This window comes from Parachlamydia sp. (assembly GCF_050255895.1).
Lineage (GTDB): Bacteria > Chlamydiota > Chlamydiia > Chlamydiales > Parachlamydiaceae > Parachlamydia > Parachlamydia acanthamoebae.
The window spans coordinates 19,176-45,834 of record NZ_JBFWIR010000003.1 but is presented as its reverse complement, the minus strand read 5'-3'; the positions used below and the strand labels follow the sequence as shown (position 1 = coordinate 45,834).

Sequence of the window (26,659 nt, the reverse complement as noted above, 5' to 3'; positions counted from 1 at the left end):
CTTCAGCTTTAAAATATGGGAAAATAATAATTTCTCGTGACTTGGAACCTTACATGATGAATTCACTTAAAGCCGCGATCTATTCTTCTTCATCGGAAGAACAGACTATGCAACACGCTTATCAGTTAGGCCAAAGTCTTGTCCCAAATAGTATTGTGTGCTTCCACGGAGATCTAGGAGCCGGAAAAACAACCTTCATTAAAGGGCTTGTATCTGGCGCAACAAATTGTTTGCCATCCGAAGTGAATAGTCCAACTTTCGTCTACATGAATATTTATGAAGGCCAAAAAACTGTTTATCACTTTGATTTATATAGACTCAATCACGCTGATGAATTTCTTGGAATGGGATTTGATGACTTGCTATACGCAAATGGCATTTGTTGCATTGAATGGGCAGAGCGGATCCAAAACCTCATCCCCCCTCATGCTATTTCCGTGACCATCCAACACACTGGTGAACATGAACGCCATATTGTCATCAAACCTGGACAATCCATATGAAATACTCATTTAAAAATACATGCTTTATCACAACCGCAGTTAACCAAAAAAATTACCCTAGTGTAAAAGATACTGCAGGCCTCGTTTTACCTGAAATTGCGGTTGCCGGACGATCGAATGTAGGAAAATCTAGCTTGCTCAATCACTTATTCCAAGTAAAAAACTTGGTGAAAACATCCAGCACTCCAGGAAAAACCCAAGCGTTAAATTTTTTCAATGTCGACGAAAAACTCGTTTTTGTTGACCTTCCAGGTTATGGATTTGCACAAGTTCCTCTAGAAGTCCGTAAAAAATGGGGACCACTCATTGAACACTACCTAAGAGAACGTGAAAATTTAAAACTCATTTTATTTCTTTTTGATATTCGACGCTTACCCAATGAAGATGACAAATTATTTTTGGATTGGGTCATTAAAAATCAAAAATCAATGATCTTAGTATTGACCAAGGTTGATAAAGTCACGGCAAATCAAAAAGCGAGTCAAACACGCGCAATCCTTTCTGCTTTTGAAGCTGAGAATATTCATTATGCTTATTATTCAGTTCCAAAAAATTTAGGAAGAAAAGAATTAATTGCGATGATGAACGAAGCTCTTGAAGAAGAACGCACTTAATATTATCTATACAAAAAAAATATAAAAAAAGTTTATTTATGTCTTTGTTAGAAAAAGCAACATTTGTCTGTATCGATTGTGAAACTACCGGTTTGGACGTTCATGCCGATCGTATTATTGAAGTCGCAGTTGCGCGATTTACATTCGATCAGATCCTGGAACAATTCGAATCCTTGATCAATCCCGAATGCCCAATTCCAGAAAGTTCCATCCAAATCCATCACATCACAGCTGAAATGGTTGCTGACAAACCACCAATTACCCAAGTAATCCCACAAATTCTCGATGCAGTTCGCTCGCATACAATTGTAGGACATGGTGTTTTATTCGACATAGAACTCATTGCAGTCGCTGCAGAACGTGCAGGGATTCCATGCTCTATTCGGCAAAATCCTTACTTGGATACATTGCGTCTAGCTAGACTTTATGGGGAGAGCCCCATTAATTCCCTCGAGCAATTGCGCATGCACTTTAATATTCAATTTGAAGGTGCACACCGTGCGATGAGCGATGTTTTAGTTAATATTGAGGTTTTTAAGCATCTAGCAAAACGATATAAAACAACCGACAATCTTTTTCAAATTCTCTCTAAGCCAATCTTGCTAAGATGCATGCCCCTTGGAAAACATAAGGGAAGATCTTTAAAAGAAATTCCTTTAGACTACTTGAAATGGGCTGCTCATAAAAACTTCGACCAAGATTTATTATTTAGCATTCGTTCAGAGCTAAAAAGAAGAAAACAGGGCAATCTATTTTTGCAATCTGTAAGCCCTTTTTCAGATTTGTAAAAAAATACAAGCATAAAATTGTCCATACTTGCGATACTGTTTAGCATACGTATTCTGTAAAATTTAAGAATATCATTTCGGAGCCGATATGGTGGAAAAAAAATTAACAAATTATCCCGAAAAAAATACCTTTGAAGTCAAAATTGGGCTTGCAGAAATGCTAAAAGGTGGAGTGATTATGGATGTCACAACACCCGACCAAGCTAAAATCGCGGAGGATGCGGGAGCCGTTGCGGTGATGGCACTCGAAAGAATTCCTGCGGATATCCGCTCTCAAGGTGGGATAGCGCGCATGTCCAATCCAGAACTGATTCAAAAAATTCAAGAATCCGTATCCATTCCAGTTATGGCAAAATGTCGTATTGGCCATTTTGTTGAAGCACAGATTTTGGAAGCGCTTTTTATTGATTTCATTGATGAAAGTGAAGTTCTCACACCTGCTGATGAAGAAAATCATATCGACAAGACCCCCTTTAAGATCCCTTTTGTCTGTGGTTGCCGCAATTTAGGGGAAGCTTTACGCCGAATCGGGGAAGGCGCAGCGATGATTCGCACAAAAGGAGAGGCGGGAACAGGCAATATTGTGGAAGCTGTTCGCCATATGCGCGCTCTTCTGCGTGAAATGCGCTTGCTCACAATGCTCGATCCTTCCGAATTAATGGCTGAAGCAAAAAAAATGGGAGCTCCATTTCACCTCGTGCAACAAGTTGCGAAAACAGGAAAACTCCCTGTACCCAATTTTGCTGCAGGTGGAATCGCTACTCCCGCTGATGCTGCGTTAATGATGCAACTTGGAGCGGAAAGTGTTTTTGTTGGATCTGGTATTTTTAAATCAGAAGATCCACCACAAAGAGCAAGAGCGATTGTTGCTGCTGCAACTTACTACAATAATCCTGAGATGCTAGCTAAAATTTCTATGGGCCTTTTAAGTGCCATGGAAGGTTTGGAAATTCAGCAAATCAAAAAAGAAGAATTGCTTGCATATAGGGGCTGGTAGTCTATGCATGCGCCGGTTATTGGAGTTTTGGCCTTACAAGGAGCGTTTGCAAAACACATGGAAATGTTGCACGCTCTTTCTATTCAAGCGAAAGAGGTCCGCACCCCACAAGATCTGCAAGAATGTGATGGACTAATTATTCCCGGGGGAGAGTCCACCACAATTTCAAAACAAATGCGCTATATCCATCTCGAAGAACCTATTCGTGAATTTGCCAAAAAAAAACCCCTCTTTGGCACCTGTGCAGGCTTAATTTTAATGGCTTCTGAAGTCGATATAGGTGAAATCACGCCTTTCCATTTACTCGATATTTCTGTGCAAAGAAATGCTTATGGAAGACAAATTGAATCATTCGAAGCTGAGGTTGACATTTTTTTAGGGCGGCCCAAGCAAACCTTTCCAGCTATTTTCATCCGTGCTCCCTTAATTAAAAGCTGTGGAAAGCAAGTTGAGATTCTCAGTAGTTTTAACCACACGCCTATTTTGGTTCAGCAAGGCCGTCATCTTGGTGCCACCTTTCATCCTGAGCTCTCTCATCAAACAATGATCCACAGGTATTTCTTTAAGCTTGTCAAAGATGCAGCTTCTGCAAAAGACTAATACCCAACTCCATCAATTCGTTTGAATTATACGCCTGCCTTTCTTATGATATTGCCTGCCACAATCTTCAAAAAGGAAAGTTTGCTTTGCGCATTTTAATTATCTCGACTTTTTTCCCCCCCCTAAATTCTATAGCCTCTCTTAGACCCTATTCTTGGGCCAAATTTTGGGCAGAAGCAGGCCACGAAGTATCCGTATTAACCACACAAAAAATGCCTTCCTCATGTACATCTCTTACTTTGGAGAATTCAGGATTTAGGGTGCATGAAATTCCTTATTCAGATTTTTTGAGCACCGTTAAAAAAAGTTATCAGAAAGATAGAAAAACGCAAGAATCGCAAAAATCATTTTCGCTGAAAACGCTTCTCTGGAATAGCTTTCAAAAGCTCCGTACCAAAACAGGAATTTTTAATGCCTGTCGCATGCCCGATTTAACCGATCTTTGGATTAATCCCGCTTATAAATACATTGAAAAGCAAGGAACTTGGGATTTAATCGTCAGCACTTCAGGACCTTATGCCGTACATGTCGTCGCTCAAAAGCTCAAGAAACAGGGACTAGGGAGAAAATGGATTGCGGACTTTAGGGATTCATGGAGTGATAATTATATCTATCCTGGCATTTTCCCTTTTAACTGCTTCGAAAACTGGTGGGAACGAAAACTCATGCAATCAGCCGATCTTCTAACTACAGTCAGCACACCCTTTGCGAAGGATTTTGAAAAAAAATACCCACAGAAAAAGGTATTGACCCTTGAAAATGGGTTTGATCTAAGTGATCGTGAAAAGCTTCCAGTGGAATCGATCTTTCCCGAAGATGGGAAATTTCGCATTGTCCACACCGGCTCAATTTATTCAGCCAAAAGAGATCCCTCTCCCCTTTTTCAAGCCATTGCAGAAATGCAAAAGGATCCTCATGATCTAGCTCTCTTAAATAAATTAGAAGTGATTTTTGTCGGTGAACAGCTCGGAAATCTCCACACACTTGTTGAAAAATATCAAGTCTCTCAATGGGTCAAGAACTATGGCATGCGCAAAAGAGAAGATGCCCTACGCATGCAAAGAGATGCACATGCCCTTTTATTTCTTCCCTGGACAGATCTGGATTTCCCTGGCGTTTTGACAGGAAAAATCTTTGAGTACCTATTTTCGGGTACTCCGACTATTGCTGTCGGTGGAAAAGGAATTGAACAATCACAACAACTCATTTTAGATGCGCAAGCGGGTGAAGTATTGGAAAATGTGGAAAAAATAAAACTGTATTTACGAAACAAGCTAGACTGTGTTGTGAAGGAATATGTCCAGCCTTGCCGAACCATTTTAAGTCAGTATGATCGCAAAACCCTCGCGTTAAAACTTCTTGCAAGCATACAAATATGAACCAGATAGCCATCATTATTGTCACTTATAACAGTCAACTCCATCTCCCTAAAGCCATGGAATGTTTGCAAAATCAGACCGTTTCCCCCTCACAAATTATTATTGTTGATACAGGTTCCAAAGATAAAAGCTATTTATGGGATTATCAGGAAAATCCTTTGGTTGAACTTGTCTACGCTCCACAAGATGCGGGCTTTTGTGTGGGAAATAATTTGGGATGGAAAAATGTGGCTCCAAATACCGATTATGTCTTTTTCCTAAACCCCGATGCTTTTATCACCAGCACCTATTTAGAACAGGCCTTGCAAATGATGCAAAATCCTTCCCATGCCAACTGTGGAGCCTTAACAGGCACAACTTTAAAATATGACATGCAGGCAAACCAACCTAAAAACGTCTATGATACAACAGGCATTTTTCATACATGGTATGGGCGGTGGTATGATCGTGGACAAGAAGAAACATACGAACCTCAGCGCTTTCGAGAAATCGAGAAAATTCCTGCCATCTGTGGTGCCGTTTTCTTTTGTCGAAAAAAAGCATTAGATGCTGTTTTAATTAACGAACAAGAGATTTTTAATAGCGATTTTTACATGTATAAAGAGGATATCGACTTATCATTGCGTCTCCAAAAAAACAATTGGTCGCTTCTTTTTCATCCGAATTTGATTGCTTATCATTGCAGAGGGTGGACACCACAGCGTCGAAATATGCCGAGAAAAATGCGCTTACACTCTGCTCAAAACGAACTCAGAATCAATTTAAAACACATCTTTCCTTTTGGTGCAGCTTACTCCTTTTTAAAATACTGCCTCGTCAAGTTCTTAGATAGGTAACCCATATGCGCCTTTTCGATAAAAAAACAACGTGCCTTATTCTTGCCTTTTGTTTGCCCCTTCTGTTTTTCCCTAAAATCAATCTCATTAAATTTTCGGAAAAAGAAACGGCGGGTATTCGCCTAGACGATGTTATTTTACTAGGAACATTTTTTATCCTATTTTGGGCACGTTTTTCCTTAAAAACCTCCTTATGCAAGTTCGAAAAGTGGCTTTTTGCAGTTGTGGGATTTTCTCTGTTTTCTTTTTTTTGCAATCGATTTCTAGTCTCGATCGATAGTCTCCATGTGCATTCCAAAATCTTTTATTGTTTACGTATTTTAGAATATGCCACATTTTTTTATGTCGGATGCTTTGCTTATGACTTTGTGAGCGAACGCAAAATCATGTATGGTTTTCTTGTTTGGAATTTAGCCATCATGGCTATGCAAAAAGTCGGTTTAATTGGAGGATTTAGCTCTGCAGGTTATGGAGAAAACACCTATCGTGTTACAGGAATCGCCTCTTTTCCATCTGAAACGGGCGCTATTCTTAACCTGCTATTTTGTTATTTGGTCTTCGACGATTTTGCTCGCAAACGAATTCCCATCGTGATTCCTCGCTGGCTAAAAACGGTCTATCATAAATGCGCCATTTTTGTTCAATTTGTGATCTTTGCCATTTTTGTCATCTTATCCGGATCACGCATCGCCCTTGCAGCTTTATTAGTACCCTTTATGATCAAACTAAAAAACTTGGTTAGTCTTAAATCGATTATTATCGTTGCCAGCTTTCTTGGATGCTTATCGATTGGAATTGCGTATCTCGTCGTCAACACGGAAGGCTTACGCAGTGACGGCCTACTCAGTTACAAAAACATCGAAATCATGAAACAGGTTTGGGAAGACATCGATATTCGAGCAGAACCTGAAATCAAAAAGCTGGAAACAGATGAAAAATTCGATCAAAGCTGGTGGATGCGTATGCATAAGTGGTGCTATGCTCTTAAAATATACTTAGCTAACCCACAATGCTACTTGCAAGGTATTGGTCCTGGTTTTGCTTTTCCAGCTTTGGATGGGGGGTTTTTGCGTATTCTCACAGAAAATGGCCTCATTGGCACGTTTTTGTATGCCGGGCTATTCCTTTCAATTAGCAAACAAAGTAAGCAGTTGACGTGGATGGTCATCGTTTTCATGGTGAACATGATCTTCTTTGACGTTTATCTCGCATACAAACCCATGGCTTTGCTTTTCCTTATCTCGGGTTATGCATATGCCAGATCGCTTAAAGAAGAACCCTCATACGCCAATTTTGAGGCGGTACAGGCTCTTGCATAAAACGAAGGAAGAACATAGAAATTCTTCCTTCCTTAAAATCTCTTCTATTTACAAAGGAGATACCATCTTCTTTTCTTTTTCTCATCCGTATTTACAAACAATTCGTTTGGATCTTCTAATTGCTGTGGATAACGTTTTTCCAACCAAGCCTTAATATGGCCATCTTTTAATTTTTGATATTCATACTCATTAAATTTTTCTACCGAAAGGAGCTCTTCACTCAAAAAATAATGGCTGTTTTTTTTAATCATGACATTTTTTACCTGGAGATTTTGAAAAATCTGTTCAGTACTCTCCGTTACTTTTAAACGAATCCGATTTTCATCATCGATAATCAAAGTTCCAATTCGCCCTTCACTAAGAATTTTATTTACGCGGACCATTGTCGAAACCTCTTCAAATCTTTTAACAATAACAACCTTTTCATTCGTGTGTAAATCGGCAAAAAGACGCGAGATCACGACGGTTTGTTGTTCTGTAGCTAAGAAAACTTTTTGGTCGAGTCTCTCAGCAAAAACACATTCCTTGGGATGCTCTTTGTCTCCGTTCAAATAAAATTGATATTTCATACTCAAATCAATTTGCTTACCTGTTTCCAAATCAAATTCCCCAGCCCGTAAACTATCTACTATCCAACTCATAACTTCTTTCTCCTTGTGTTCCAGTTTTTCGTATTTTCGTAGTCATTGTCTAAGTGGAGAGGTAAATTCCCTCTTTTTGTGGATATTAAAATTTTTTTCATTTATGTAAATTGCTAACGCTTATTTTAATTTTTTTTCGAAAAAAGACTCCTACAGCGCTTAGAGCTAGATTTTTTGATCAGCCTAAATGCAAAACACCACAAAAGGACATTTTATGAAGAACTCATTCGTTCTCAGTTTCTGTTTTTTAATTTCAATTCCACTTGCATGCTTTTCTCAGAGTATAATCAGCGATGCAGAAGCAGAAGCAATTGCGATCGATGCCTACATTTATGGCTATCCGTTAATTACGATGGATGTGACGCGACAAGTGATGACAAATACGGAAAATTCCACCGTTGGAAAAGCCCCAATGGGACAATTTGGAAATCTAAGAACCTATCCCAATGCAGATTTTAAAGATGTTACGACACCTAATGCAGATACTCTTTATTCAATAGCCTGGTTAGACCTTTCGAAAGAACCCTATATTTTGCATGTTCCAGAAGAAGGAAACCGTTACTACCTGATGCCTATGCTAAGCGCTTGGACCAATATTTTCGCAGCCCCAGGAACTCGAACAACGGGCACACAAGCAGGAGATTATGCCATCACAGGACCCAAATGGAATGGGACATTGCCAGATGGAGTGAAAGAGTTCAAATCACCCACCAATCTCGTGTGGGTTTTAGGCAGAACTTACAGTACAGGAACACCGGAAGATTATAAGCTTGTGCATGCCATACAAGATCAATATAGCGTGAAACCACTCAGCTACTTTGGAAAGGATTACACACCACCCAAAGGCTCTTTTAATCCTAAAATTGATATGAAAACACCCGTGCGCGATCAAGTGAATTATTTAGATGCCGTTACTTTTTTTAACCGCATGATGGCGCTCATGGTAGAAAATCCCCCGGCCCATGAAGATGCCCCTATTCTGGAGAGAATCTCTAAAATTGGGATAGTGGCAGGGCATAAGTTGGAACAAGCCCAGTTAAACCCAAACATTGCACGTGTTCTACAACTGGTTCCAAGGCTAGCACAAGAAAAGATCCTAGCACACGTCTCAAAAGCAGGTAAAACGATCAACGGCTGGGATTTTATCCTTAAAACAGGCCAGTATGGAACCGACTATCTTCAGCGCGCTTTCATTGCGGCTGTGGGATTAGGAGCCAATTTACCTGAAGACGCCATCTATCCATCCACACACGTCGATAGTCGTGGGCAGCAACTCGACGGAACCTACAAATACGTCATCCATTTTGAAAAGGGTCAAATGCCTCCAGTCAAAGGATTTTGGTCCTTAACCCTCTATAACAACCAGTATTTTTTTGTAAAAAATCCTTTGAATCGATACAACCTAAGTTCTCGCGATCCTTTTAAATATAACTCCGATGGATCGCTAGATCTTTACATTCAAAATAGCCCGCCAGATAAGGAAAAAGAAGCCAATTGGTTACCAGCTCCTAAAGGTCCATTTGTTTTGACCTTTCGTTTTTATTGGCCTGAAAAAGAACTATTGGATGGAATGTGGAAGCCCCCCATTGTCCAAAATAGAGGCATTTCGACATTATAAAGGAGGTATTTTAACGTTGACTTGAAACAAAAAAGAGCGTACGATTTTGCTCTTTATCAAGAGAGAAATCATATGGACCTTGCTCAGAATAACTTAATTCGCTTTATTAATATTACGAAGAAAAAAGATGGCATTTTTGCCAATTTTAAAGCGAAAGGCATTCGCGGCGGAGCTGTTTTTTCAGCCTCTATTTCTGTTGATATTTCAGCGGCAGAAGTACATCCTGCAGATCCTCTCGAAAAGATTATTGAAGAATGCGCGCGTATTGCCGTTCTACAATTTAGGAATACAGACCTTCAATTTGAAGGCCTTGTTGCCCTTTAATTCATTTTATCTGGGTGTAGCGCAGCTTGGCTAGCGCACTTGCATGGGGTGCAAGGGGTCGGAGGTTCGAATCCTCTCACTCAGATTCTTTTTCCTTAAGGACTTACGAAGGCTTGATCGCTTTTCTTAAGTCCTTTTTTTTCTTCGGGTGGTGGATAGGTGGTGGATTCATGCATGTCATGTTTGTGATTTACGTATCGTTCAAAATTTATGTTTTCCAGTCATTTTTAGGAGCCTCAAATGATAATTCACTCTGATGAACCTCTAAGAGACCCTTCTCAAGATGTTCTAGGCTACAATTCATTTGCTTACCAATTAGCTAAAACAATAAGACACATGTCCTCAGAAGGGACTGTGCTAAGTATACATGGGCCGTGGGGCTCAGGAAAAACTTCTGTGTTGAACCTTGTTCAACATCATCTTAAGGAAGAGCAAGATTCTCAAGTAATCGTAGTTTCTTTTAATCCATGGTGGTTCTCCGGACAGGAAGACCTAACCATTCGTTTTTTTGCTGCTCTTAAGGCTGCCTTGAATCAAGCTGATGCAGGCGATTTAGCTAATCTGCTTTTAGATTTTGCAGATCTCGTATCTGAGGTAGACGTTCCGTGGTATGTAAAAATTGCTTATAGATTGATCTCTCAATTTAAGAAAAAATGCATCGAGAAATATGCATTGATTGATCAAAAGCGTGAGACTCTCGTTAATGCTCTTCGTAAGCAAAAGAAAAAAATATTGATAATTATCGATGACATAGACCGCCTGACAAAGGAAGAAGTTTCCCAAGTATTTAAATTAGTTAAAAGCGTCGCAAATTTTCCAAACGTTATCTATCTCTTGGCTTTTGACGAAAACGTCGTTGCTCATGCCCTGAAAGAGCAATTTATTTCCGGCAAAGACTACTTAAAAAAGATAATTCAAGTACCATTCGAGTTGCCCCAACCCGAAAAAAATGAGCTGATATCCTTTTTGTGTAAACGCCTTGATCAATTGCTATGCGATCTACCACGAGAACATTTTGATCAGCAACGATGGCACACGACCCTTCTTCGCGGTATTCAGTATTACATTAAAACTCCCAGAGATGTTATTCGGTTAATGAATACATTAAATGTCACCTATCAATGCGTCCGCAACGAAGTGAATCCTGTTGATTTCATAGCTTTAGAAACTCTTAGGGTTTTTTGTCCAGATAGCTATCATCTGGTTAGGACAAGTTCAACATTGCTAACAGGGGGTGGAGATGACAAATCCTCTAAGCAATGGATCGAATCTCTATTGGAAGGCAAAAATTCAGAAGAGCAGGCGGCTCTAACTTCCATTTTAGAAGTATTATTTCCAAAATTACACAGAACAATAAAATTCGATGCCGGTTGGCAGGTGTCCTGGAGGAAGAATCGTCAAATTTGTAGTCCAGATTGCTTTACCACGTATTTCCGACTCGCCGTTCCTATAGGTTCAATTTCACACACCGAGATGGAACATGCGCTATCCATAGCAAAAGATTCCGGAGCTTTTGTTACTCTATTGCTTCGGCTGAATGAGGAGGAAGGGGCTAATGGGCGCACCCGATTGCATGGATTTTTAAATCGTTTAACAGACTTTACTCAAGAAACCCTACGACAAGAAGATATTCCCAATGTAATTAAAGCCCTTTTTTGCGTTGGTGATCAGCTTCTTTCAATTAAAGATAGACAGAAATCTTTTTGGGATGCTCCAGATAATGTTTTTTATGTTTGGGACATTATCTCCAAGCTTCTTCGACGAATATCTTCAGAAAATCGGATCAAAATTATTGTTGACTCAATAGGTAGTAGCAATAGCGTTTCTTTAATATTTTTTATATTAGGAAGATTGCAATTAGAACATACTGAAGACATTGCTTCAGCAGGTCGACCAGAAAGTCCTCTAATTCCCAAAAATGAGGAATTGATTCCTTTGTTCCAAGAGGCCGCAAAAAAAACAAAAAAACTGGCACACTCCCCTCAATTTTTAAGCTCTCCTTACCTTCCGATGGTACTCAAATCTTGGAAAGAACACGGAGAAAATCCCTCTGAAATGAACGAATGGTTAACTGGAGCATTAACAAAGGATGAAGATCTTATCCAGTTCCTCGGATACTTCACGTTACCTGAATTTTATATTGATCCTTTTAGCGGTTTTCATCAAACTCGCTACACCATTGACCTAGATAAACTTGATCCTTTTCTAAACAGCGACCAAATAATCGATCGAATTAGATCCCTAAAATCAAAAGACTCTGATTCCCAAGATGTTTTGAGCATAATTAATTGCTTTATCCACAGTTACGAAGAACGGTTAAAATGCTAGGTTTTATATGAAAAATACTTTATTTTACAAATTCTGCTCTTTTAGAGCAGGCGATCTATCGAAAACCATAGAATCATGTGTTTATGGAAAAGAAAGCTTATGAAAGTTCAAATGAAAAAATATTGCTGCTTTTTGTGGTTTTTCATTTTACAAACCCATTTTATTTATAGTGAGATACCTGAAATGCTAGCCCAAGAGACCATTCCAACTAGATTTTGTGATAATTCGAATATAAAGGCTAAAGCGACTAAAAAATCGGATAAAAAAACCTCCGGAACTTTTTTAGATAATATGAAAATTCCAGTGCATAGATGGTTTAGATATTCGGCTGGATTTTCGGCTATTTGGGTAGAAGAAGTGTTAAACGCCTGTAACGCTACTGTGGTTCTTGACCCATTTGTTGGCTCTGGTACTGTCTGCGTCGTAGCAGATAAACTCGGTATTCACTCTTATGGTATAGAATCTCATCCATTTGTATATCGACTAGGGAATGGAAAACTATCTTGGGATGAAAACATTGAAAATTTTGAAGTTGCCATTAATGATTTAAAAAGATTAGCTATAGAACTTAAAGATACAATTACACTTAATGAAACACCAGAATTAATTAAAAAGTGTTACTCAGAAGAAAACTTACAAGATCTGTATGCTCTTAAAGCTGCTTATCTCGAACTTTCACCTTCGTGGTCAGTATCAATCAACAATCTAGTTTTTTTAGCGATTAACTCAATTTTGCGAGCAACGAGTCATGTTGGTACTGCACAGTGGCAATATGTGTTGCCTAATAAGAATAAAGCAAGAGTAACTAACCCTTATGATGCACTTCAACTTCAATCAAAGTGTATGTTGGATGATATGCAATTCATGCAAAATCAATCCAAAGAAAGTCTCGCTAAACTCATTCAAAGTGATGCCAGAACTCTTGCTGGTGTTCCTGATAATTCTATAGATCTAGTCATTACTTCACCTCCATATGCCAATAACTACGACTATGCGGACGCTACAAGGTTGGAAATGACATTCTGGGGTGAAGTAGCTTCATGGGGAGATTTGCATGAAACTGTAAGGCAGTATTTGATTTGCTCTAGCTCACAACATGCATCCAAAGACAAAATGGATTTGAATGAATTATTAAATGATCCTTACATTCTGCCGATCAAAGACGAATTAACAGTCGTATGCAATGAGTTAAATGAAGTAAGAAAGACAAAGGGGGGGAATAAAGCATATCATCTCATGATTGCCGCTTATTTTGCTGACATGGCAAAAACCTTTAAAGCTTTGAGAAGAGTTACAAAATCAGGTTCAACAATCTGTATTGTCATTGGAGATTCCGCTCCTTATGGTGTTCATGCTCCTGTAGAACGATGGTTTGGTGAACTTGCAGTTGCTTACGGCTTTAAATCATGGGAATTCGAAAAAATCAGAGATCGAAATGTTAAATGGAAAAACAGAAAACATGATGTTCTTCTACACGAAGGCCGTCTTTGGATTAAAGGATAGTAATGGCAGCTTCACCATCACATAAGTTCGGACAGGAATTAGGTAACCTGTTGGAAGATTTAGTATTAAACAAAATATTGCTACCTCGTTTACTAGAATTCACTAAGTCAAAAAACTATTATTTGGACTGGCAAAAAGATCGTAAAGCTAGAAAAGGCAAAAAAGTAACTTGGAATGATAAATATGGAAATACTCATGATCTTGATTTTGTCATTGAAGCCAATGGAACTGAGGATTTGATTGGGAGGCCATTAGCCTTCATCGAAGCCGCCTGGAGACGTTATACAAAACATTCTAAAAATAAGGCTCAAGAAATTCAAGGAGCCATTCTGCCTATTAGAGAATTATACGAATTATCTGCGCCTTTTATTGGTGTCATTCTTGCTGGCGAATTCACGGAGCCTTCTCTGAGACAATTAGAGAATAATAGATTTGCTGTTTTATATATACCCTATGACGACGTTATCAAAGCTTTTGAATTCATAAACATTAATATTAGTTTTGATGAAGATACTGAAGATTCTGACTATGTCTCTGCTATACAACAAATAGCAGAAATCTCAATCAAGAAGAAAACGGAATTGCTCGACAGTTTAATTAAAATTAGCTTTGATAACATTGAAGCCTTCATGAACAAACTAAGGGCTGCTCTTGAAAGATATATTATTAGTGTGGCTATACTTCCCCTTTTCGGAAACCGTCATGAATTCCCTTCTGTTGAAGATGCAATCAAAAAACTAGAAAATTTAGATATCAACCATCCCATTGGAACATTTGCTAAATTCGAAGTTATTGTGGATTATAACAATAACGATATAATCAGAGCCTCTTTTTCTGAAAAAGAATCGTTAATTACTTTTCTTAAAACTGTGCAATGCTAATTTGATGCTTGCCAATAGCGAATAACATATGAATCCTCTGGTACTACACCATAGCCTTGATCAATCATGAATAACGAATTAAATATCCTTCAGATGGTAGTGACTTGTCTCTTGGTGATCTACGACCATTGTCCGGCAAACACAAAATGACATCTGCTTCGATATGTGGAAGATTGGCTCGAGAACAAATATCGGGATTATAAATCACAGTCGCAATTCGCCGCTTGCTTTGATTGACTTTTAGTATGACCTCAAGCTTTTTCACCCTCTCTTCAATCGATTTCGTCATTTCCTTACCTCTTGCTCTAATTTGACAACCCTTTTTTCAACATCATAAACTTGAATAGCCTTCATAAAGGCGTCAACGACTTTAGACATCGCTTCCCCTTCGCTTGGTGTGATGTTTCCACAACTTACAGATTCAATAATCAACGACATCGCCTTCACGGCGTCATCTGTTGTTTGTAGTTTTGGAAGTCTAATTTTGATATCGCGATCTCTTTTTATCGGTAATACCCGGTCTAGGACTAACCTGATTGCTTGTATATTTCCAGTCAAAGCCTCTTCAATCAACTTGTGACATATATTATCCAAATCACTTTGTAAGACTTGCTCGGCTGCAAGGGTAGCCCGATTCTTTGTACCCTTGGCTTTGCCTTGTGGGTTGCCGGATTGTCCCTTTCGAAATTTTCCCGTCACCTGCATTTGTCCTGCATTTTCAGGCATGTGAAACCTCTATTTTATTGATCTGATGGTTTTTCGGTTTTTTATGGCCTGCATTGAAAAACCGAAAAACCGCCTACAACTTTTCTCATTTCTTTGGTTTTTCAGTTTCCTGATCCTTAGGAGATGGAAAACCGAAAAACGGCTTATAAATTGACGCGTTATTATCCCCTTTCCCTATGTACCAGTGAGTAGTCAACCCTTTATCTAATAGCTCTTGAGCCTTTTTATTGGACGTATCAGCTAAACTGCCTTTGATTTTTACGATCAAATCTCCTTGGTTAATTCCTGTCTTGGGAATTAGGGCTCTAACTTTTTCAAGATTAGCATCATTGACGCAAGATCCTGGTTCAAGAACTGCACTATGAATATTTTTTCCTTTATGATCTAAAATACCAATGCTGATAGGGGACAAACGAAATGAAATGGTAGGAGGAAGCTCCGAATCCTTCATCTTAGTAGCAGTCATTGAAATCAATTCATTCTTTTTTCTAATGCAATACTCTGCATCCAAAGCACCTTTTAAAGCCATTGCACCTCTTGCACGATCCTTATCATTATGGCCTGTGTGATGGATAATCAACACACAGCACGAAAAAGGTAATCTAATATGCACATCTATCGAAAAAATAAATTTATTCATGTCTTGGGTTTTATTTTCATCTCCACCGCCGAAATTTCGCGCTAGGGTATCTATGACAATAAGCGCCGGCTTACCATGTGCTAGTGATAGGTTTCGAATTGCTTCAGAAACAGTCCTTGCATGATTTTCATCCATAAACTGAGCGGGTTGTTTGCTAATGTACAAATCTTCTACAACTAATTCATAGTATTCACTCCATGCCTTTAGTCTACGTGACAAACCGTTATGCCCTTCTCCGGCTATGTAAAAGACAACTCCCTTTTTTACTTCTTTCCCCATCCATGATTTCCCTGTAGCAATCGATGCCGCCAAGTCCAATGCGATAAAGGTTTTACCGGAAGCTGGATCTCCAAAAATTTGTGCTAAACTATTTTCTTCCAAATAATCTTCAACGATCCATTTAGGAGGTGATATTTCAAGATCGCTAGCCTTCACAAATATAAACTCTTTTAAGCTACCCTTTGTACCTTCTAACCTTCCTTTTGTTTGAAGCTCTACATCTTCTTGCAAGTGTAAATCTAAAGAGCGTTGAAGGTTTTCCCGTTCCTTTTCAAGATTCTTTCTTTTTACGGCAGAATCATACAGGCGGTTTTCTATACAAAACCTAAGGTCATCGTTTGGCTTAGCAGGTTCATGTGGACTAGGTTCTACTTCAAAATCTTGATATGCGCGTGTACGGTCATAATGATGGGCTTGAACAATAAATTCGTTAAATAAAGTGTGTATTTCTTCATCAAGTATACTTAAGCGCGTTTGCAATCCTTCAATTTTTTGGCCTTTTTCAAGGTTGGCAAAAATGTCTATCAATTTAACTTCAATGCCTGACTTATCCAAAAAGGATTGAACTTCGGCCTTCCTCGCAATGGGGCCAATAAACAGCTTATAGCAGTCGCTGAATCGACATCCGAATTGTTGTTTTATGGTGTTTTTTACGGATTGAGTAAAAATAACCCCTTTTCCTTTTACGATTTTGAAAGCATTGGGTTGTATCTTAGGACTATCTTGGATATACTTTGTGTCGATCGAATCAGGATTCTGATTTATAAGATTGCCGTCCATTGCCCGGACGGCATCTTTTTTATCGATAGGATTTGATTTAGGCATCATTTATCCTCCCCTGAAAACTGTGAGCTCTCCCATTGTTCTAGCTCTGTTATACGCCATCGCGTTGACCGAATTCCAAGCTTACACGGCTTAGGCAATTTTCCTTTCTTGACCCATCGCCAAACTGTCGACCTGTCGACAGAATAACGGTTTGCAACTTGCGTATCTTTTAAATATGGTGTAAATTGCGTTTTCACATAGTCTCCTTTGTTGTTACTATGTGTTAAAGCGTCTCACACCGAATTCTATTTAGCGTCGCTAGCTGGAATTTTTTTCGAATTCTCCCTTGATTTTTTGAATTCGTGCATAGAAAGCTTTGATGCCAAATTCTTTACAACCACACTCGATATCATGAAATAATTTATCATTTTCTCTATAAAGTTCCCCTCCATCACGCTCCCAAGAAATTAAAGCCCACAATTCTTTTGGTTTTTTCTTTGGATTATTCCCCACAAGCTCCTTAAGAAGCTTCTCCATTTCTTTACAACCCCGCGGTTCACTGGCTGATTTTGAATTTCTGAGACTGGTGTCTTTTTCTTTTTGCACTTTGACGTCCAGTTTGCTACGGATCAATTTCAGTTTATTTTCCTGCTGGCTTAGTTGAGTTTTTTGGGTCTCCAATTCCAAATGAGTTTTTGTTAACTTATCATGAGCAATTCTAATATCGTCGTCTTTTTGAACTATTATCCCTTCTTGGCTTTTCAATACTTTGACCGTTTCATTCAATCTTCTTTGACCATCTTCAATCAAAAGACTTTTCTCAAAACCTGTTATGTCCTGAACTACAGCATGTATTAGGTTATCAATATGCTCATTTCTCTCTGTTTCTGAATAAAGCCACGCATACTTCAAAAAAAGGATGACATCATGTGGATTATAATTAAGGCTAGCATCACAATCTACAGACCATCCTGTAGGATTCGACAATGTCGGCAAATTCAAGCTGAATCTGGTAAGCATTTTATATGCACTGAAGCCTGTAATCTCGATAAGGGCTTTCCCTACGTGACTATCTTCTATCATTTTTAGAAAATTCGCTGAAATGACTGGCGTGAAAGTTTTAACCATTTTTCGCTCCAAGACTTAATGTTACTCCCGTTAGCTTCTCAAGATGATTTCCTAACTTCTCCCAAGCCATTTTCATTTCAGATTCATAGGTATGACGCTGATAGATTCGCTTAACCCGGTTTTCTTCAGTATGGTTGAGGCAACGTTCAGCAACCTCAGGAAGAACTCCAAGCGCAGTCATCAATGTGGCTCCCGTCCTGCGTAAATCATGCGGCTTCCAAAGGCCTCTGGAAAGCATGAGGGCTGCATTATTTTTTGTCCGGTTCTTGAGATTAGGCAGAGAACGTTGACGGTCTGTAATTTGCTTGGTAATAGTTTTAGGGCAAACATGATGATCATCAAGGCGACTGGCAGGAAAACACCACTCTCCTTCACCTGTGATTGCTTTGAGTTGGGTGAAGAGACTAAATGTAAAAAGGGAAAGGAAAATAATGTGTTCACGGTCATTTTTGCTATTTTCAGAAGGGATGCGCCACAACTTACGGTTAAAGTCAAAATGGCTCCAACGTGCTTTCAAGAGTTCCCCAATACGACAACACGTACCAAGCACAAGCCAAATTGCTATGGTTGCTGTATCCGCCATACCCGCAGATGAAAGTTTTATTCCAAGCTCTTGGATTTCATCCTCGCTTAATACGCGATCGCGTTCAACATTGGCCCCTCCAATTGTTGTTTTGCTAATGGCGGCAGTGGGGTCAAACTCAAGAAGGTCGCGTGTGACAGCAAAGCGAAACATCTGTCGGATAAGGCTAAAAACAACTTTTGCCATTCGGTTGACGCCTCTTTGTAAAAGTTGATCCGTGATTTCAGTAATATGACCCTTTCTGACTTCTTTAATGTTGAGTTCTCCGATAGAGGGGATAACGTCCTTAAGCATCATTCGGCGCGCTTCAGCTCCTTTATCTTTACGGTTTACCAGGTCAGTGTTGGCCCAACGTTCAAATAGATCTTTTACCAATACCCGACTCGCTTGCTCGCGAATAACCTCGGCAGCCCGCTTTCGCTTATCCTCTACCGGATCGGCTCCGTTATGCCTTACTTCATGCTTCATCCTTTCAGCTTCTGTTCGCGCTGTTTTGACGGATACCCCTGCAACACCCGTGCGTCCACCTTTAAAACATCCAAGTCCTTTTTTTCGTTCACGCCATTTACGCTTGTGGCATGGAACCGTATAACAAAAAATCCATGACTTAGATCCGGTTGGTTTGACTCGTAAGACTAGACCTTTAACCTGTGAATCGCGTACGTAATAGGGCTTTTCTTTAGGCTGAAGCTTTTGACAGTAGTCATCAGCGTTAGTTTTCGGAATAATCTCTTTCATAATCAATCTCATATTTTGGGTGGTGGACAGGTGGTGGATAAGACCACTTAATAAAGGATCGCACATTATGCAACAAAATATTGATGTAAATCAATACAAGATATAGCCTTAAGGCTTATTTTTGAGGGGACAATGAGATTGAATGAAATGGGAAAAAACAGTAAATTACTTGCATGGGGTGCAAGGGGTCGGAGGTTCGAATCCTCTCACTCAGATTCTTTCCTCTAGAACTTACGGGCATTCTCTTTTAGAATGCCCTTTGTATTTTTGAGGCTGTAGGTAAGATTTCACAAAGAATTTTTTAAGTTAATCCTTAGTTGCTTCTATTAACCTTTTACTGATTTTTTTTTCCAGTTGCCTAATACTTTTTTCAGCAACAGGTAAATCTTGTGGCATAGTACCTCCTAACTTTTCAATAGTTTGACGTAGTGAGTTTGGTTAGCTTTATTTTTCCCTTGGATATTTTCTCGACGAATTTTACCTTTAGCTTGAGTCGCTCTAAACAGATTGGCTGTGAGCTCTGTACTACCCCATATAATCCCTTTTTCCATCTCCGCAACCAACATCTAAAACATTGTCGCATTCATTCCAAGGAATTAAATCGATCGTTTCCATCGCAATGCGCCACTGCAATGTAGAATGATGGTGATAAGTTTGAGCATCTTCGATTCCATTTGCGCATAGCAAAAAAGGAATCAGAATAAAAAGTAGAAAGATAAATTTCATACGTGTCCATTTGAAAATTTTATATATAAAATCTTCCCTCTTTACATTGCTCTCAAGTCTTTTTTCTGCATTTATTTATGAAATCTATTGTTTCTTCTCGCCCTTCTATTTTCAACATTTTGTTTTTACTTGATGTGAAGCAAACTTTTGTTAAGATTCATCATACGAAACTTTTCTTGTCCTGCATAGTGGATCTGGCTTATCGCAAGAATATTTATTACCTCGTATGAGCAAGCTTGCGGCAAGCCATCTCGTCATTTTCTATGACCAAAGAGGAAGTGGTCTTCTGGAGGAGGGCTGGCCCCTCTCTCATTCAACTTGAGGTTTTTGTGAAAGATTTAGAAGCTATCCGCAAAGAATTTGGTTTTGACAAAGTAACCATTTTAGGACACTCATGGGGTGGATTTTTAGAAATGAAATATGCTCTTTCCCATCCTGAAGCAATTGATAAGCTTATCTTATTAAACTCTGTTCCCGTATCTCCTGATGAGTTTGCTTTGTTTTTTCAAGAACAGTCGCGTCGAATGGATCCTCACATGGAAAAGCTTAACGAAATCGAACATTCTGCAGAATTCATTGCCGGCGACACCAAACCTGTGTGGATTTCTTCAAAATCATTTTTAGCAATTATTGTGTGCTTCCCCAAAAGGTAGAGGACGTTGTTTCCCATCCTTTCGACATCCATCATGCACTTAAGAAATTGTTATGTAAAACACTCATTGTGCATGGTGACCAGGATCCTATTCCTGTATCAACAGCCGAAAACTTGCACAAAAGTATCGAACGCTCAACATTTGTGGTCATCGAAGAATGCGGACATTTTCCCTACGTCGAAAAACCTGAAGGATTATTTTAAATTTTAGATCGATTTCTCAAGTAAAAAATCCATCAATAGGCAAAACAATCACATCCATATGACCACGGATTTAGTGGTCGTTTCGGATGTGTATTCCCTAAAATACCATCTAAGCAATCTTTTTTGGTCTGACAGGCACAGTTTGCGTGTTTATCTGGATTAAAATATCCCCCATAATGGATGACTGGTGACCAACTTGGACTGACCGGTAGATTTTTGTTCTGATCCAAGCTTGCAAATTCGTCTGCTCCATAAACAGCCTTGCCTCCCAGAATGGTTAGAAGAGATGTTATCTCTTTAATCGATTCTTCCGGCACATTAAAATAATCATGGGATAAAACCGCAAGGTCCGCATATTTTCCAATCGAAAGAGATCCTTTCATCTCTTCTTCACGCGATAGTTTGGCGCTCCCTAAAGTATAGAGACGTAAAGCCTCTAAACGATCCAGCTTGTTTTCCGCTCCATAAAGAACGGTTCCTCCAACAGTTTTACCTGCAACCAACCAATAGAGAGAAACCCAGGGATTATAGCTTGCAACACGTGTTGCATCAGTCCCTGCTCCGATGGGAATATCCAAATCGAGCATTTTTCGAATGGGTGGACTTCGTTTAGCAGCTTGTTCTCCATAACGCTGAATAAAGTACTCTCCTTGATATGCCATGCGATGCTGAATCGATATGCCCCCGTTCAAGGCTTTAATTCTTTGCAAATTTTCATCGGTCACGGTTTCAGCATGATCAAAAAACCAACACAAATCATTAAAAGGAATCTCTCGATTAACCTCTTCAAAAACACCTAGAGCTCGATTAATGGTTTCGTTATATGTGGCATGCAAGCGAAATGGCCATCGGTTTTCGACTAGGAAGCGGACAACTTTCTTGAGGTCACCTTCCATATTAGAAGGCATATCTGGCCTTGGATATAAAAAGTCTTCAAAATCAGCAGCAGAAAATACCAGCATTTCCCCTGCACCATTTTGACGATACATCCCATCCCCAGAATAAGGCTTCACCATCTTTGACCACTTTTGAAAATCCTCCAATTCCCTACCTGGTTTTTGTGTAAACAAATTATAGGCAATCCGAATCGTTTGCTGACCGTTTTTGTGCAAATCCTCAATAACTTGGTAATCATCGGGGTAGTTTTGAAATCCACCACCTGCATCAATACAGCTTGTTAATCCAAAACGATTGAGTTCGCGCATAAAATGACGCGTCGAATTGATTTGGTCTACCAAGGGCAGTTTTGGGCCTTTAGCGAGAGTCGAGTAGAGAATCATCGCATTGGGTTCGGCAATTAGTAATCCTGTCGGATTTCCATTCTTATCTCTTTCAACACTTCCTCCAATAGGATTCGGCGTGTCTTTGTTATATTGAACAGCTCGCAAAGCAGCCGCATTTAACAAAGCGCTCCCATATAAGTGAAGAATAAAGACTGGTGTTTCGGGAGCGATTGCATTAATTTCTTGCAACGTTGGCATTCTTTTTTCGGCAAATTGAAATTCAGACCACCCTCCAATGACACGAACCCATTGAGGGGGTGGCGTACGCAATACCTGTTCTTTTAACATCTCAAGAGCTAAAGCAAGCGAAGGCACTCCGTCCCACCTTAATTCCATGTTGTAACTCAGTCCTCCACGAATCAAATGCAAATGGGAGTCATTCAAACCTGGAATGACTCTTTTTTTATTTAAATTGATCACTTGAGTCTGATCGCTGGCAAGTTTTTTGACTTCGTCATCCGCCCCTAATGCTGCCACCAATCCATCTCTAATCCCTATCGCGGTCACTTCAGGTTTTTGTTTATCGAGTGTTGTGATTTTCCCATTAAATAAAATTAAATCTAGCTTAAGTTCATCCATAAAATTTTCTCTTGAATGTTAATTTAATCCATGTTGTAACCTAAAAATAAATTGAAAAAAAGCAAATTAACCACTTCTTTAAAACGATTATCTAAACAGCTTAATCTCATAAAGAAGACTTAATCAGGGGATTTTTATGGTCCTAATCAGACAAAAATTTTTAGAAAATTTAACTAAATTGGTGTACTTCTTTTTCATTGCATGCATTTCTGCAACGACTATGCCTCAAACTTTACCAAAAGTCGGCACACAAGAAATTGTGGGAAAGGTTAACAATGTAAGCATAGAAGCCTTAGTTCAAAGCCCTTCTGCACAAGAAACCCCTTTACAAATTGTGTGTGTATTTGAATACTCGGAAGGAGATATTTTTACATCGCCCCCAGCATTACCAAAAGAACTAAACGGTTTATTGCATGTCGATGCCGCTTTGCATGGCTTGATCACAGAATTACGCAAAACAAACAAATTCGAGGGTAAGGATCTTGAGACTCTTTTGATCACACCTCCCCCTAATACAATTCCCGCAAAAAAACTTTTACTTATTGGATTGGGAAATCGAAATGCATTCAAGGAAGAAAAAATGCGTATGATCGGTGTGACAGGTATGCGAGAGGCCTTAAGACTCGGAGTTTCTAGTTATACCCACGCAAGCGATGTCAAAGATGGGGGCGTTGACTCTATAACTGGAGCCGTAACAGGTTATGTCACACAAGGTGCCCTAGAAGCTTACAAAACGCAACAGTTTTTGAAGGGTCAAAATGCGAGTGAGAATTTAACCGTCAACAAAGTGACGATTCTGACAGGTCCTGCCTTTTTTGAAGATTCTATTGTGGGAATAAAAAAAGCGATTGAGAATTTTAATCCATGATCTTAAAGAGTGCTACATATAGGATGCAGCACTCTTTATAAGGCTATTTCTTAGAGCCGCCTTCGGAAGCATGTTCTCCTAGTGCCCATTTTGAAAAAGTCACTTGGAAACCGTAGGGTGAATGCGCTTTCAAAATTTCCATTACCCCATTATATGTTTCTGAGCGCGCCCAATCTTGCTGCAATTCAAACAAAAACTGCAGCGAAGTAATGGGGACGGCGCCGGCTTGAATCATTCTTTGGATACTGCGTTCGTGTGCCTCTAAAGTCACATCTCCGCAAGCATCTGCCACAAAATACACTTCATATCCAGCTTTCAGCAAATCCATTGTCGGAAATAATACACATGCTTCAGTCCACAATCCTGCTAGAATAATTTTTTTCCGTTTCGTTGCTTCAACAGCTTTTCTGAAATCTGCATCAAGCCATGCATTGATCGATGTTCGATCGATCACTTTATGGTCGCTTAGAGCGGTTGTCAAAGCTTCGTCTACGGGTCCGCTAAAAGAATCTTTGGCAACAGATGTTAAAATGGAGGGGACTTTAAACAATTTTGCTGATTTAGCCAATATCACTGCATTTTCCATAATGGTAATCCGATCGTGACTTTGTACACCAAAATACATCGCGGGTTGATAGTCGACTAAAGCAATCGCACAATTTTGTGGGGTTAATAAATCATTATAATGGCTCATAGGTTTCCTTTGTTAAATTTGCATGATTTTCAAACCCAAACTTACGAACTTGCCCGTTTTAGTCAATTCATATTTTTAAACCTTCGACCATCAAAAAGCTTTTTTTGAATGAAAATTTCGGTGGAAGTTTTGTTCATAACCCCACCTAATTTTGTCAGCTCCTTTGTTTGCTTCTGAACAAAAGTCCCACCTCTGAACAAAACCGAGTAGTTATCAACGTTTTCCGAACAACTTATAAACAGACTGATTTCTCTCTGTTATTTACCCTTTTGCAAACATTTCCACAGGGATAGAGGAAGAAGAAACAAGAGATATATCTATATATCTTCTTCAAAAGAGACTATGGAAAATTCGGGTTTTCAAAAACACACGATTTTTTCAAGGACCCATTTTCTGAAAATGCAAAAAGCATGAAATGTTGTTCATAAGTCCCCTTTTTTCGGTTGATTCTTGTGAATGCATTTTTGTGCATAATTAATTTCTGTCGATAAGCCGCCTTTTTTCTTCCATCTACTGACAAAAAACGAACAATCTAAAACAGGGTAAATAACGAGATAAGATGTCCTTCGTTATGAACATTTCCACAGCAAAAGAAGAAGTAGAAACATGCTTTATATAAGATATATTCAATAAAGAAAGCTGTTGAAAATATTGTCAGTACCTCGTAGTTTAAATGGTTTTAGAGAAATAATCAGGACTCGCAATGGATTTCCTTTTGCCTTCTTATTTCTTCGATTTAGACACGTACACACATAAAGACCTATTTGAACCAAACGCACATGTTTGGACTGCCTTAAATCGATTAGAAAGTTATTTAGAAAAAATGTCGTTCCAAAAACAGGAGGCAATTGTCTCTCCTTCTGCTTACCTTGTGAATCCAGATCAAATTCATTTAGGCAAAGGAACAGTTGTGGAACCAGGTGCCTATATTCAAGGTCCCTGCTGGATTGGAGATCGTTGTGTTGTTCGACATGGGGCTTACATAAGGGGATTTGTTGTAACAGGGAATGATTGTGTCATTGGACACGATACAGAAATCATCCGCAGCATTTTGCTTGATCATGCGCATGCAGCGCATTTTGCTTATCTAGGGCAGTCTATCCTTGGGAACCATGTTAATTTGGGCGCTGGGACCAAATGTGCGAATCTGAAGCTGGATAATCGACCTGTATCGATTGTTGTGGAACATCAAAAATATCAAACAGGTTTAAGAAAGCTGGGTGCAATCATTGGTGATTCATCCCAAATTGGCTGTAATGTTGTGACTAATCCAGGAACTTTACTTGGGAAAAATGTCTTATGCTATCCTACGCTTAATTGTGGGGGATTTATTCCGTCTTTCCACATTATAAAATCGAGGGCTCAAACGATGACGATACCGATTCAAAGAGGTCAAAATGGTTAAATCAGTTCCAAAAGTACAAGAAAATACATTTGCGTATTCGCCCAAGTTTTCCCGGTCTTGGCATGAAAAAAAGGTTTATCAAAATCGACAAATTCTTGTTACTTCTGCAATTACAACGGTGATTTTGGGATTTTTGGCTACTTTAACCGGCATTCTTGGACTCCCACCCCAAACGGTGAGTTTAGGAACATGTACAAGTATGATGGGTGTTGCGACAGCTGTAGCGTTGCGATCTTTGCGAAAGCGTACCCAAATTATGAGGAAACAAAAACACATCTATAAGCATTTACAAACCTTCGAAGCGCAATTAAATGATGGAAAATGCAAGTCGATAGTTCAAGGTATTCAAAGATTTGTTTCCACGCATCCTCTCTCTATTGCTTATATGCGAGACTATCAAAAATTCCGCGATTCGTTAATTGAAGTTACGACGGAATTTTCTGAAGATCCCGTACAATCTAAGGAATGGAAAAAAATAATCGGGCATTTACATAAGCTTCCTTTTTATCTAGCTGATGGAAGAGTGATTGCTTTGGATTTGAAGCGGGAAAAATCCATTTTAAAAGGAAAAGACCCTTTTTCAGGAACTCTAGAAATAAAATCTTTAACTTCTAAGCCTTCTAGGAGTGATTTAAAAGCTATTCAGTCGATTTTCAAACAGAGCGCCATTCAACCTGAATTTTCTAAGAAGCGAGCTTCCATTAAAAAAGAGCTTCAAAAACCTGACATGATCGTGAAGGTCGTGCGTGAAAAAAACACCGTCGCTGGGTTGATTTGGCTAAAGAAAAAACCTGGGGCTTTGTCTATTAAGCATTGTATAAGTGCTGGGGATCAACCTTCTTTTAGAAAAATCGAAGAAGAATTGGTAAATGCTGTTTTAGCAGAATCCCCAACTGATCGATTAAAAGTTTGTGCACTTCAGGGGGATTCGGTTTCTCAAGAGATGTTTAAAAACTTAGGGTTTGCATACGCGGGCGTTAAATCTGGTCTTCATGGGTTGTTAGAGGATGGAATGATTCGGATGACTCGGGAAAATAATTTATAGTCTTTCTGTTTCT

At 39.2% G+C, this 26,659-nt stretch carries 28 protein-coding genes, 1 tRNA gene and 1 pseudogene; 19 read left to right on the top strand and 11 right to left on the bottom strand.

The annotated features are described in order from the left end of the window. The first annotated feature begins 53 nt into the window (after positions 1–53). The 8 genes from tsaE to AB7E63_RS01025 all read left to right on the top strand — a co-directional run bounded on the left by tsaE (position 54) and on the right by AB7E63_RS01025 (position 7,036). Complete coding sequence (gene tsaE, locus AB7E63_RS01060) at positions 54–503, top strand: tRNA (adenosine(37)-N6)-threonylcarbamoyltransferase complex ATPase subunit type 1 TsaE (RefSeq protein WP_006340669.1); 450 nt, start codon at positions 54–56, stop codon at positions 501–503. After that, a complete protein-coding gene (gene yihA / locus AB7E63_RS01055) occupies positions 500–1,117 on the top strand; it encodes a ribosome biogenesis GTP-binding protein YihA/YsxC (RefSeq protein ID WP_006340670.1) in 618 nt (205 codons plus the stop codon). The genes tsaE and yihA overlap by 4 nt, the downstream gene beginning before the upstream one ends. 38 nt (positions 1,118–1,155) lie before the next feature. Continuing rightward, the gene (locus AB7E63_RS01050; RefSeq protein ID WP_006340671.1) at positions 1,156–1,905 is read left to right on the top strand and encodes a putative quorum-sensing-regulated virulence factor; all 750 of its coding nucleotides are present in this window, start codon (positions 1,156–1,158) and stop codon (positions 1,903–1,905) included. Positions 1,906–1,993: 88 nt separating this feature from the next. Further along, positions 1,994–2,902 (top strand): pyridoxal 5'-phosphate synthase lyase subunit PdxS, encoded by a 909-nt coding sequence (pdxS, locus tag AB7E63_RS01045; RefSeq protein ID WP_006340672.1) that lies wholly within the window; start codon positions 1,994–1,996, stop codon positions 2,900–2,902. A 3-nt stretch (positions 2,903–2,905) separates the two neighbouring features. Continuing rightward, the gene (gene pdxT, locus AB7E63_RS01040) at positions 2,906–3,502 is read left to right on the top strand and encodes a pyridoxal 5'-phosphate synthase glutaminase subunit PdxT (protein ID WP_006340673.1); all 597 of its coding nucleotides are present in this window, start codon (positions 2,906–2,908) and stop codon (positions 3,500–3,502) included. Between the two features lie 86 nt (positions 3,503–3,588). Further along, on the top strand, positions 3,589–4,881 hold the full coding sequence (locus AB7E63_RS01035; RefSeq protein WP_006340674.1) for a glycosyltransferase: 1,293 nt from the start codon (positions 3,589–3,591) through the stop codon (positions 4,879–4,881). Continuing rightward, on the top strand, positions 4,878–5,717 hold the full coding sequence (locus tag AB7E63_RS01030) for a glycosyltransferase family 2 protein (protein ID WP_006340675.1): 840 nt from the start codon (positions 4,878–4,880) through the stop codon (positions 5,715–5,717). The genes AB7E63_RS01035 and AB7E63_RS01030 overlap by 4 nt, the downstream gene beginning before the upstream one ends. 5 nt (positions 5,718–5,722) lie before the next feature. After that, positions 5,723–7,036 (top strand): hypothetical protein, encoded by a 1,314-nt coding sequence (locus tag AB7E63_RS01025; protein WP_284452620.1) that lies wholly within the window; start codon positions 5,723–5,725, stop codon positions 7,034–7,036. Positions 7,037–7,080: 44 nt separating this feature from the next. Here AB7E63_RS01025 and AB7E63_RS01020 read toward each other — a convergent pair whose 3' ends face one another. Further along, on the bottom strand, positions 7,081–7,677 hold the full coding sequence (locus AB7E63_RS01020) for a hypothetical protein (RefSeq protein WP_284452621.1): 597 nt from the start codon (positions 7,675–7,677) through the stop codon (positions 7,081–7,083). Positions 7,678–7,891: 214 nt separating this feature from the next. Between AB7E63_RS01020 and AB7E63_RS01015 the strand changes: the two genes are divergently transcribed. The 6 genes from AB7E63_RS01015 (at position 7,892) to AB7E63_RS00990 (ending at position 14,331) form a co-directional block, all read left to right on the top strand. Next, positions 7,892–9,295 (top strand): DUF1254 domain-containing protein, encoded by a 1,404-nt coding sequence (locus AB7E63_RS01015; RefSeq protein WP_284452622.1) that lies wholly within the window; start codon positions 7,892–7,894, stop codon positions 9,293–9,295. Positions 9,296–9,367: 72 nt separating this feature from the next. After that, positions 9,368–9,619, top strand: coding sequence for a hypothetical protein (locus tag AB7E63_RS01010; RefSeq protein WP_036746038.1), 252 nt, complete (start codon positions 9,368–9,370; stop codon positions 9,617–9,619). Between the two features lie 10 nt (positions 9,620–9,629). After that, a tRNA-Pro gene (locus AB7E63_RS01005) sits at positions 9,630–9,704 on the top strand. A 155-nt stretch (positions 9,705–9,859) separates the two neighbouring features. Further along, complete coding sequence (locus tag AB7E63_RS01000; protein ID WP_006340680.1) at positions 9,860–11,947, top strand: P-loop NTPase fold protein; 2,088 nt, start codon at positions 9,860–9,862, stop codon at positions 11,945–11,947. Between the two features lie 99 nt (positions 11,948–12,046). Further along, positions 12,047–13,450 (top strand): DNA methyltransferase, encoded by a 1,404-nt coding sequence (locus AB7E63_RS00995; protein WP_206535928.1) that lies wholly within the window; start codon positions 12,047–12,049, stop codon positions 13,448–13,450. 2 nt (positions 13,451–13,452) lie between these two features. After that, positions 13,453–14,331 (top strand): hypothetical protein, encoded by an 879-nt coding sequence (locus AB7E63_RS00990; protein ID WP_036746013.1) that lies wholly within the window; start codon positions 13,453–13,455, stop codon positions 14,329–14,331. 64 nt (positions 14,332–14,395) lie between these two features. Here the strand turns inward: AB7E63_RS00990 and AB7E63_RS00985 are convergent, their stop codons facing one another. The 8 genes and pseudogenes from AB7E63_RS00985 to AB7E63_RS00950 all read right to left on the bottom strand — a co-directional run bounded on the left by AB7E63_RS00985 (position 14,396) and on the right by AB7E63_RS00950 (position 19,916). Continuing rightward, on the bottom strand, positions 14,396–14,620 hold the full coding sequence (locus AB7E63_RS00985; protein ID WP_036746015.1) for a hypothetical protein: 225 nt from the start codon (positions 14,618–14,620) through the stop codon (positions 14,396–14,398). Further along, positions 14,617–15,057 carry a DUF5681 domain-containing protein gene (locus AB7E63_RS00980; RefSeq protein WP_428418455.1) on the bottom strand — a complete coding sequence of 147 codons (441 nt, stop codon included), beginning with the start codon at positions 15,055–15,057 and terminating at the stop codon, positions 14,617–14,619. The genes AB7E63_RS00985 and AB7E63_RS00980 overlap by 4 nt, the downstream gene beginning before the upstream one ends. An 85-nt stretch (positions 15,058–15,142) precedes the next feature. Further along, positions 15,143–16,804 carry an AAA family ATPase gene (locus AB7E63_RS00975; protein WP_006340684.1) on the bottom strand — a complete coding sequence of 554 codons (1,662 nt, stop codon included), beginning with the start codon at positions 16,802–16,804 and terminating at the stop codon, positions 15,143–15,145. Next, on the bottom strand, positions 16,801–16,998 hold the full coding sequence (locus AB7E63_RS00970) for a helix-turn-helix transcriptional regulator (protein WP_036746017.1): 198 nt from the start codon (positions 16,996–16,998) through the stop codon (positions 16,801–16,803). The genes AB7E63_RS00975 and AB7E63_RS00970 overlap by 4 nt, the downstream gene beginning before the upstream one ends. A 61-nt stretch (positions 16,999–17,059) precedes the next feature. Continuing rightward, entirely contained in the window at positions 17,060–17,869 is an 810-nt protein-coding gene (locus AB7E63_RS00965) for a hypothetical protein (protein WP_006340685.1), read from the bottom strand. Next, positions 17,862–19,190 carry a tyrosine-type recombinase/integrase gene (locus AB7E63_RS00960; RefSeq protein ID WP_100067492.1) on the bottom strand — a complete coding sequence of 443 codons (1,329 nt, stop codon included), beginning with the start codon at positions 19,188–19,190 and terminating at the stop codon, positions 17,862–17,864. The genes AB7E63_RS00965 and AB7E63_RS00960 overlap by 8 nt, the downstream gene beginning before the upstream one ends. A gap of 306 nt (positions 19,191–19,496) precedes the next feature. After that, a pseudogene (gene dinD / locus AB7E63_RS00955) lies at positions 19,497–19,720 on the bottom strand (DNA damage-inducible protein D); the annotation flags it as partial. Beyond that, positions 19,716–19,916, bottom strand: a complete 201-nt coding sequence (locus tag AB7E63_RS00950; RefSeq protein WP_006340689.1) for a hypothetical protein — start codon at positions 19,914–19,916, stop codon at positions 19,716–19,718. The pseudogene dinD and the gene AB7E63_RS00950, both read right to left, overlap by 5 nt. A gap of 329 nt (positions 19,917–20,245) precedes the next feature. Between AB7E63_RS00950 and AB7E63_RS00945 the strand changes: the two genes are divergently transcribed. Together AB7E63_RS00945 and AB7E63_RS00940 are read left to right on the top strand one after the other, a co-directional pair. Continuing rightward, positions 20,246–20,569 (top strand): alpha/beta fold hydrolase, encoded by a 324-nt coding sequence (locus tag AB7E63_RS00945; protein ID WP_186003467.1) that lies wholly within the window; start codon positions 20,246–20,248, stop codon positions 20,567–20,569. Then, positions 20,551–20,772 (top strand): alpha/beta fold hydrolase, encoded by a 222-nt coding sequence (locus AB7E63_RS00940; protein WP_006340691.1) that lies wholly within the window; start codon positions 20,551–20,553, stop codon positions 20,770–20,772. The genes AB7E63_RS00945 and AB7E63_RS00940 overlap by 19 nt, the downstream gene beginning before the upstream one ends. 32 nt (positions 20,773–20,804) lie before the next feature. On the opposite strand, the gene AB7E63_RS00935 is transcribed toward AB7E63_RS00940, so the two are convergent. Then, positions 20,805–22,634, bottom strand: coding sequence for an amidohydrolase (locus AB7E63_RS00935; RefSeq protein WP_006340692.1), 1,830 nt, complete (start codon positions 22,632–22,634; stop codon positions 20,805–20,807). Between the two features lie 136 nt (positions 22,635–22,770). Between AB7E63_RS00935 and AB7E63_RS00930 the strand changes: the two genes are divergently transcribed. Then, positions 22,771–23,502, top strand: a complete 732-nt coding sequence (locus AB7E63_RS00930; RefSeq protein ID WP_006340693.1) for a M17 family peptidase N-terminal domain-containing protein — start codon at positions 22,771–22,773, stop codon at positions 23,500–23,502. Positions 23,503–23,545: 43 nt separating this feature from the next. On the opposite strand, the gene AB7E63_RS00925 is transcribed toward AB7E63_RS00930, so the two are convergent. Continuing rightward, entirely contained in the window at positions 23,546–24,196 is a 651-nt protein-coding gene (locus tag AB7E63_RS00925) for a hydrolase (protein WP_006340694.1), read from the bottom strand. A gap of 703 nt (positions 24,197–24,899) precedes the next feature. Between AB7E63_RS00925 and AB7E63_RS00920 the strand changes: the two genes are divergently transcribed. Both AB7E63_RS00920 and AB7E63_RS00915 read left to right on the top strand, forming a co-directional pair. Beyond that, a complete protein-coding gene (locus AB7E63_RS00920) occupies positions 24,900–25,601 on the top strand; it encodes a UDP-N-acetylglucosamine diphosphorylase (RefSeq protein ID WP_006340697.1) in 702 nt (233 codons plus the stop codon). Beyond that, a complete protein-coding gene (locus AB7E63_RS00915) occupies positions 25,594–26,646 on the top strand; it encodes a hypothetical protein (RefSeq protein WP_006340698.1) in 1,053 nt (350 codons plus the stop codon). The genes AB7E63_RS00920 and AB7E63_RS00915 overlap by 8 nt, the downstream gene beginning before the upstream one ends. Positions 26,647–26,659 lie beyond the last annotated feature (13 nt).

Coding starts and splice junctions, on each gene's coding strand:
- AB7E63_RS01010 (WP_036746038.1), top strand. CDS start 9,368: ATGGACCTTGCTCAGAATAACTTAATTCGCTTTATTAATATTACGAAG.
- pdxT (WP_006340673.1), top strand. CDS start 2,906: ATGCATGCGCCGGTTATTGGAGTTTTGGCCTTACAAGGAGCGTTTGCA.
- AB7E63_RS01020 (WP_284452621.1), bottom strand. CDS start 7,677: ATGAGTTGGATAGTAGATAGTTTACGGGCTGGGGAATTTGATTTGGAA.
- AB7E63_RS00925 (WP_006340694.1), bottom strand. CDS start 24,196: ATGAGCCATTATAATGATTTATTAACCCCACAAAATTGTGCGATTGCT.
- AB7E63_RS01000 (WP_006340680.1), top strand. CDS start 9,860: ATGATAATTCACTCTGATGAACCTCTAAGAGACCCTTCTCAAGATGTT.
- AB7E63_RS01050 (WP_006340671.1), top strand. CDS start 1,156: ATGTCTTTGTTAGAAAAAGCAACATTTGTCTGTATCGATTGTGAAACT.
- pdxS (WP_006340672.1), top strand. CDS start 1,994: ATGGTGGAAAAAAAATTAACAAATTATCCCGAAAAAAATACCTTTGAA.
- AB7E63_RS00985 (WP_036746015.1), bottom strand. CDS start 14,620: ATGACGAAATCGATTGAAGAGAGGGTGAAAAAGCTTGAGGTCATACTA.
- tsaE (WP_006340669.1), top strand. CDS start 54: ATGATGAATTCACTTAAAGCCGCGATCTATTCTTCTTCATCGGAAGAA.
- AB7E63_RS00915 (WP_006340698.1), top strand. CDS start 25,594: ATGGTTAAATCAGTTCCAAAAGTACAAGAAAATACATTTGCGTATTCG.
- AB7E63_RS01025 (WP_284452620.1), top strand. CDS start 5,723: ATGCGCCTTTTCGATAAAAAAACAACGTGCCTTATTCTTGCCTTTTGT.
- AB7E63_RS01015 (WP_284452622.1), top strand. CDS start 7,892: ATGAAGAACTCATTCGTTCTCAGTTTCTGTTTTTTAATTTCAATTCCA.
- AB7E63_RS00975 (WP_006340684.1), bottom strand. CDS start 16,804: ATGATGCCTAAATCAAATCCTATCGATAAAAAAGATGCCGTCCGGGCA.
- AB7E63_RS00950 (WP_006340689.1), bottom strand. CDS start 19,916: ATGAAATTTATCTTTCTACTTTTTATTCTGATTCCTTTTTTGCTATGC.
- AB7E63_RS00990 (WP_036746013.1), top strand. CDS start 13,453: ATGGCAGCTTCACCATCACATAAGTTCGGACAGGAATTAGGTAACCTG.
- AB7E63_RS00920 (WP_006340697.1), top strand. CDS start 24,900: ATGGATTTCCTTTTGCCTTCTTATTTCTTCGATTTAGACACGTACACA.
- AB7E63_RS01030 (WP_006340675.1), top strand. CDS start 4,878: ATGAACCAGATAGCCATCATTATTGTCACTTATAACAGTCAACTCCAT.
- AB7E63_RS00960 (WP_100067492.1), bottom strand. CDS start 19,190: ATGAAAGAGATTATTCCGAAAACTAACGCTGATGACTACTGTCAAAAG.
- AB7E63_RS00980 (WP_428418455.1), bottom strand. CDS start 15,057: ATGCCTGAAAATGCAGGACAAATGCAGGTGACGGGAAAATTTCGAAAG.
- AB7E63_RS00995 (WP_206535928.1), top strand. CDS start 12,047: ATGAAAGTTCAAATGAAAAAATATTGCTGCTTTTTGTGGTTTTTCATT.
- AB7E63_RS00935 (WP_006340692.1), bottom strand. CDS start 22,634: ATGGATGAACTTAAGCTAGATTTAATTTTATTTAATGGGAAAATCACA.
- AB7E63_RS00965 (WP_006340685.1), bottom strand. CDS start 17,869: ATGGTTAAAACTTTCACGCCAGTCATTTCAGCGAATTTTCTAAAAATG.
- AB7E63_RS00930 (WP_006340693.1), top strand. CDS start 22,771: ATGGTCCTAATCAGACAAAAATTTTTAGAAAATTTAACTAAATTGGTG.
- yihA (WP_006340670.1), top strand. CDS start 500: ATGAAATACTCATTTAAAAATACATGCTTTATCACAACCGCAGTTAAC.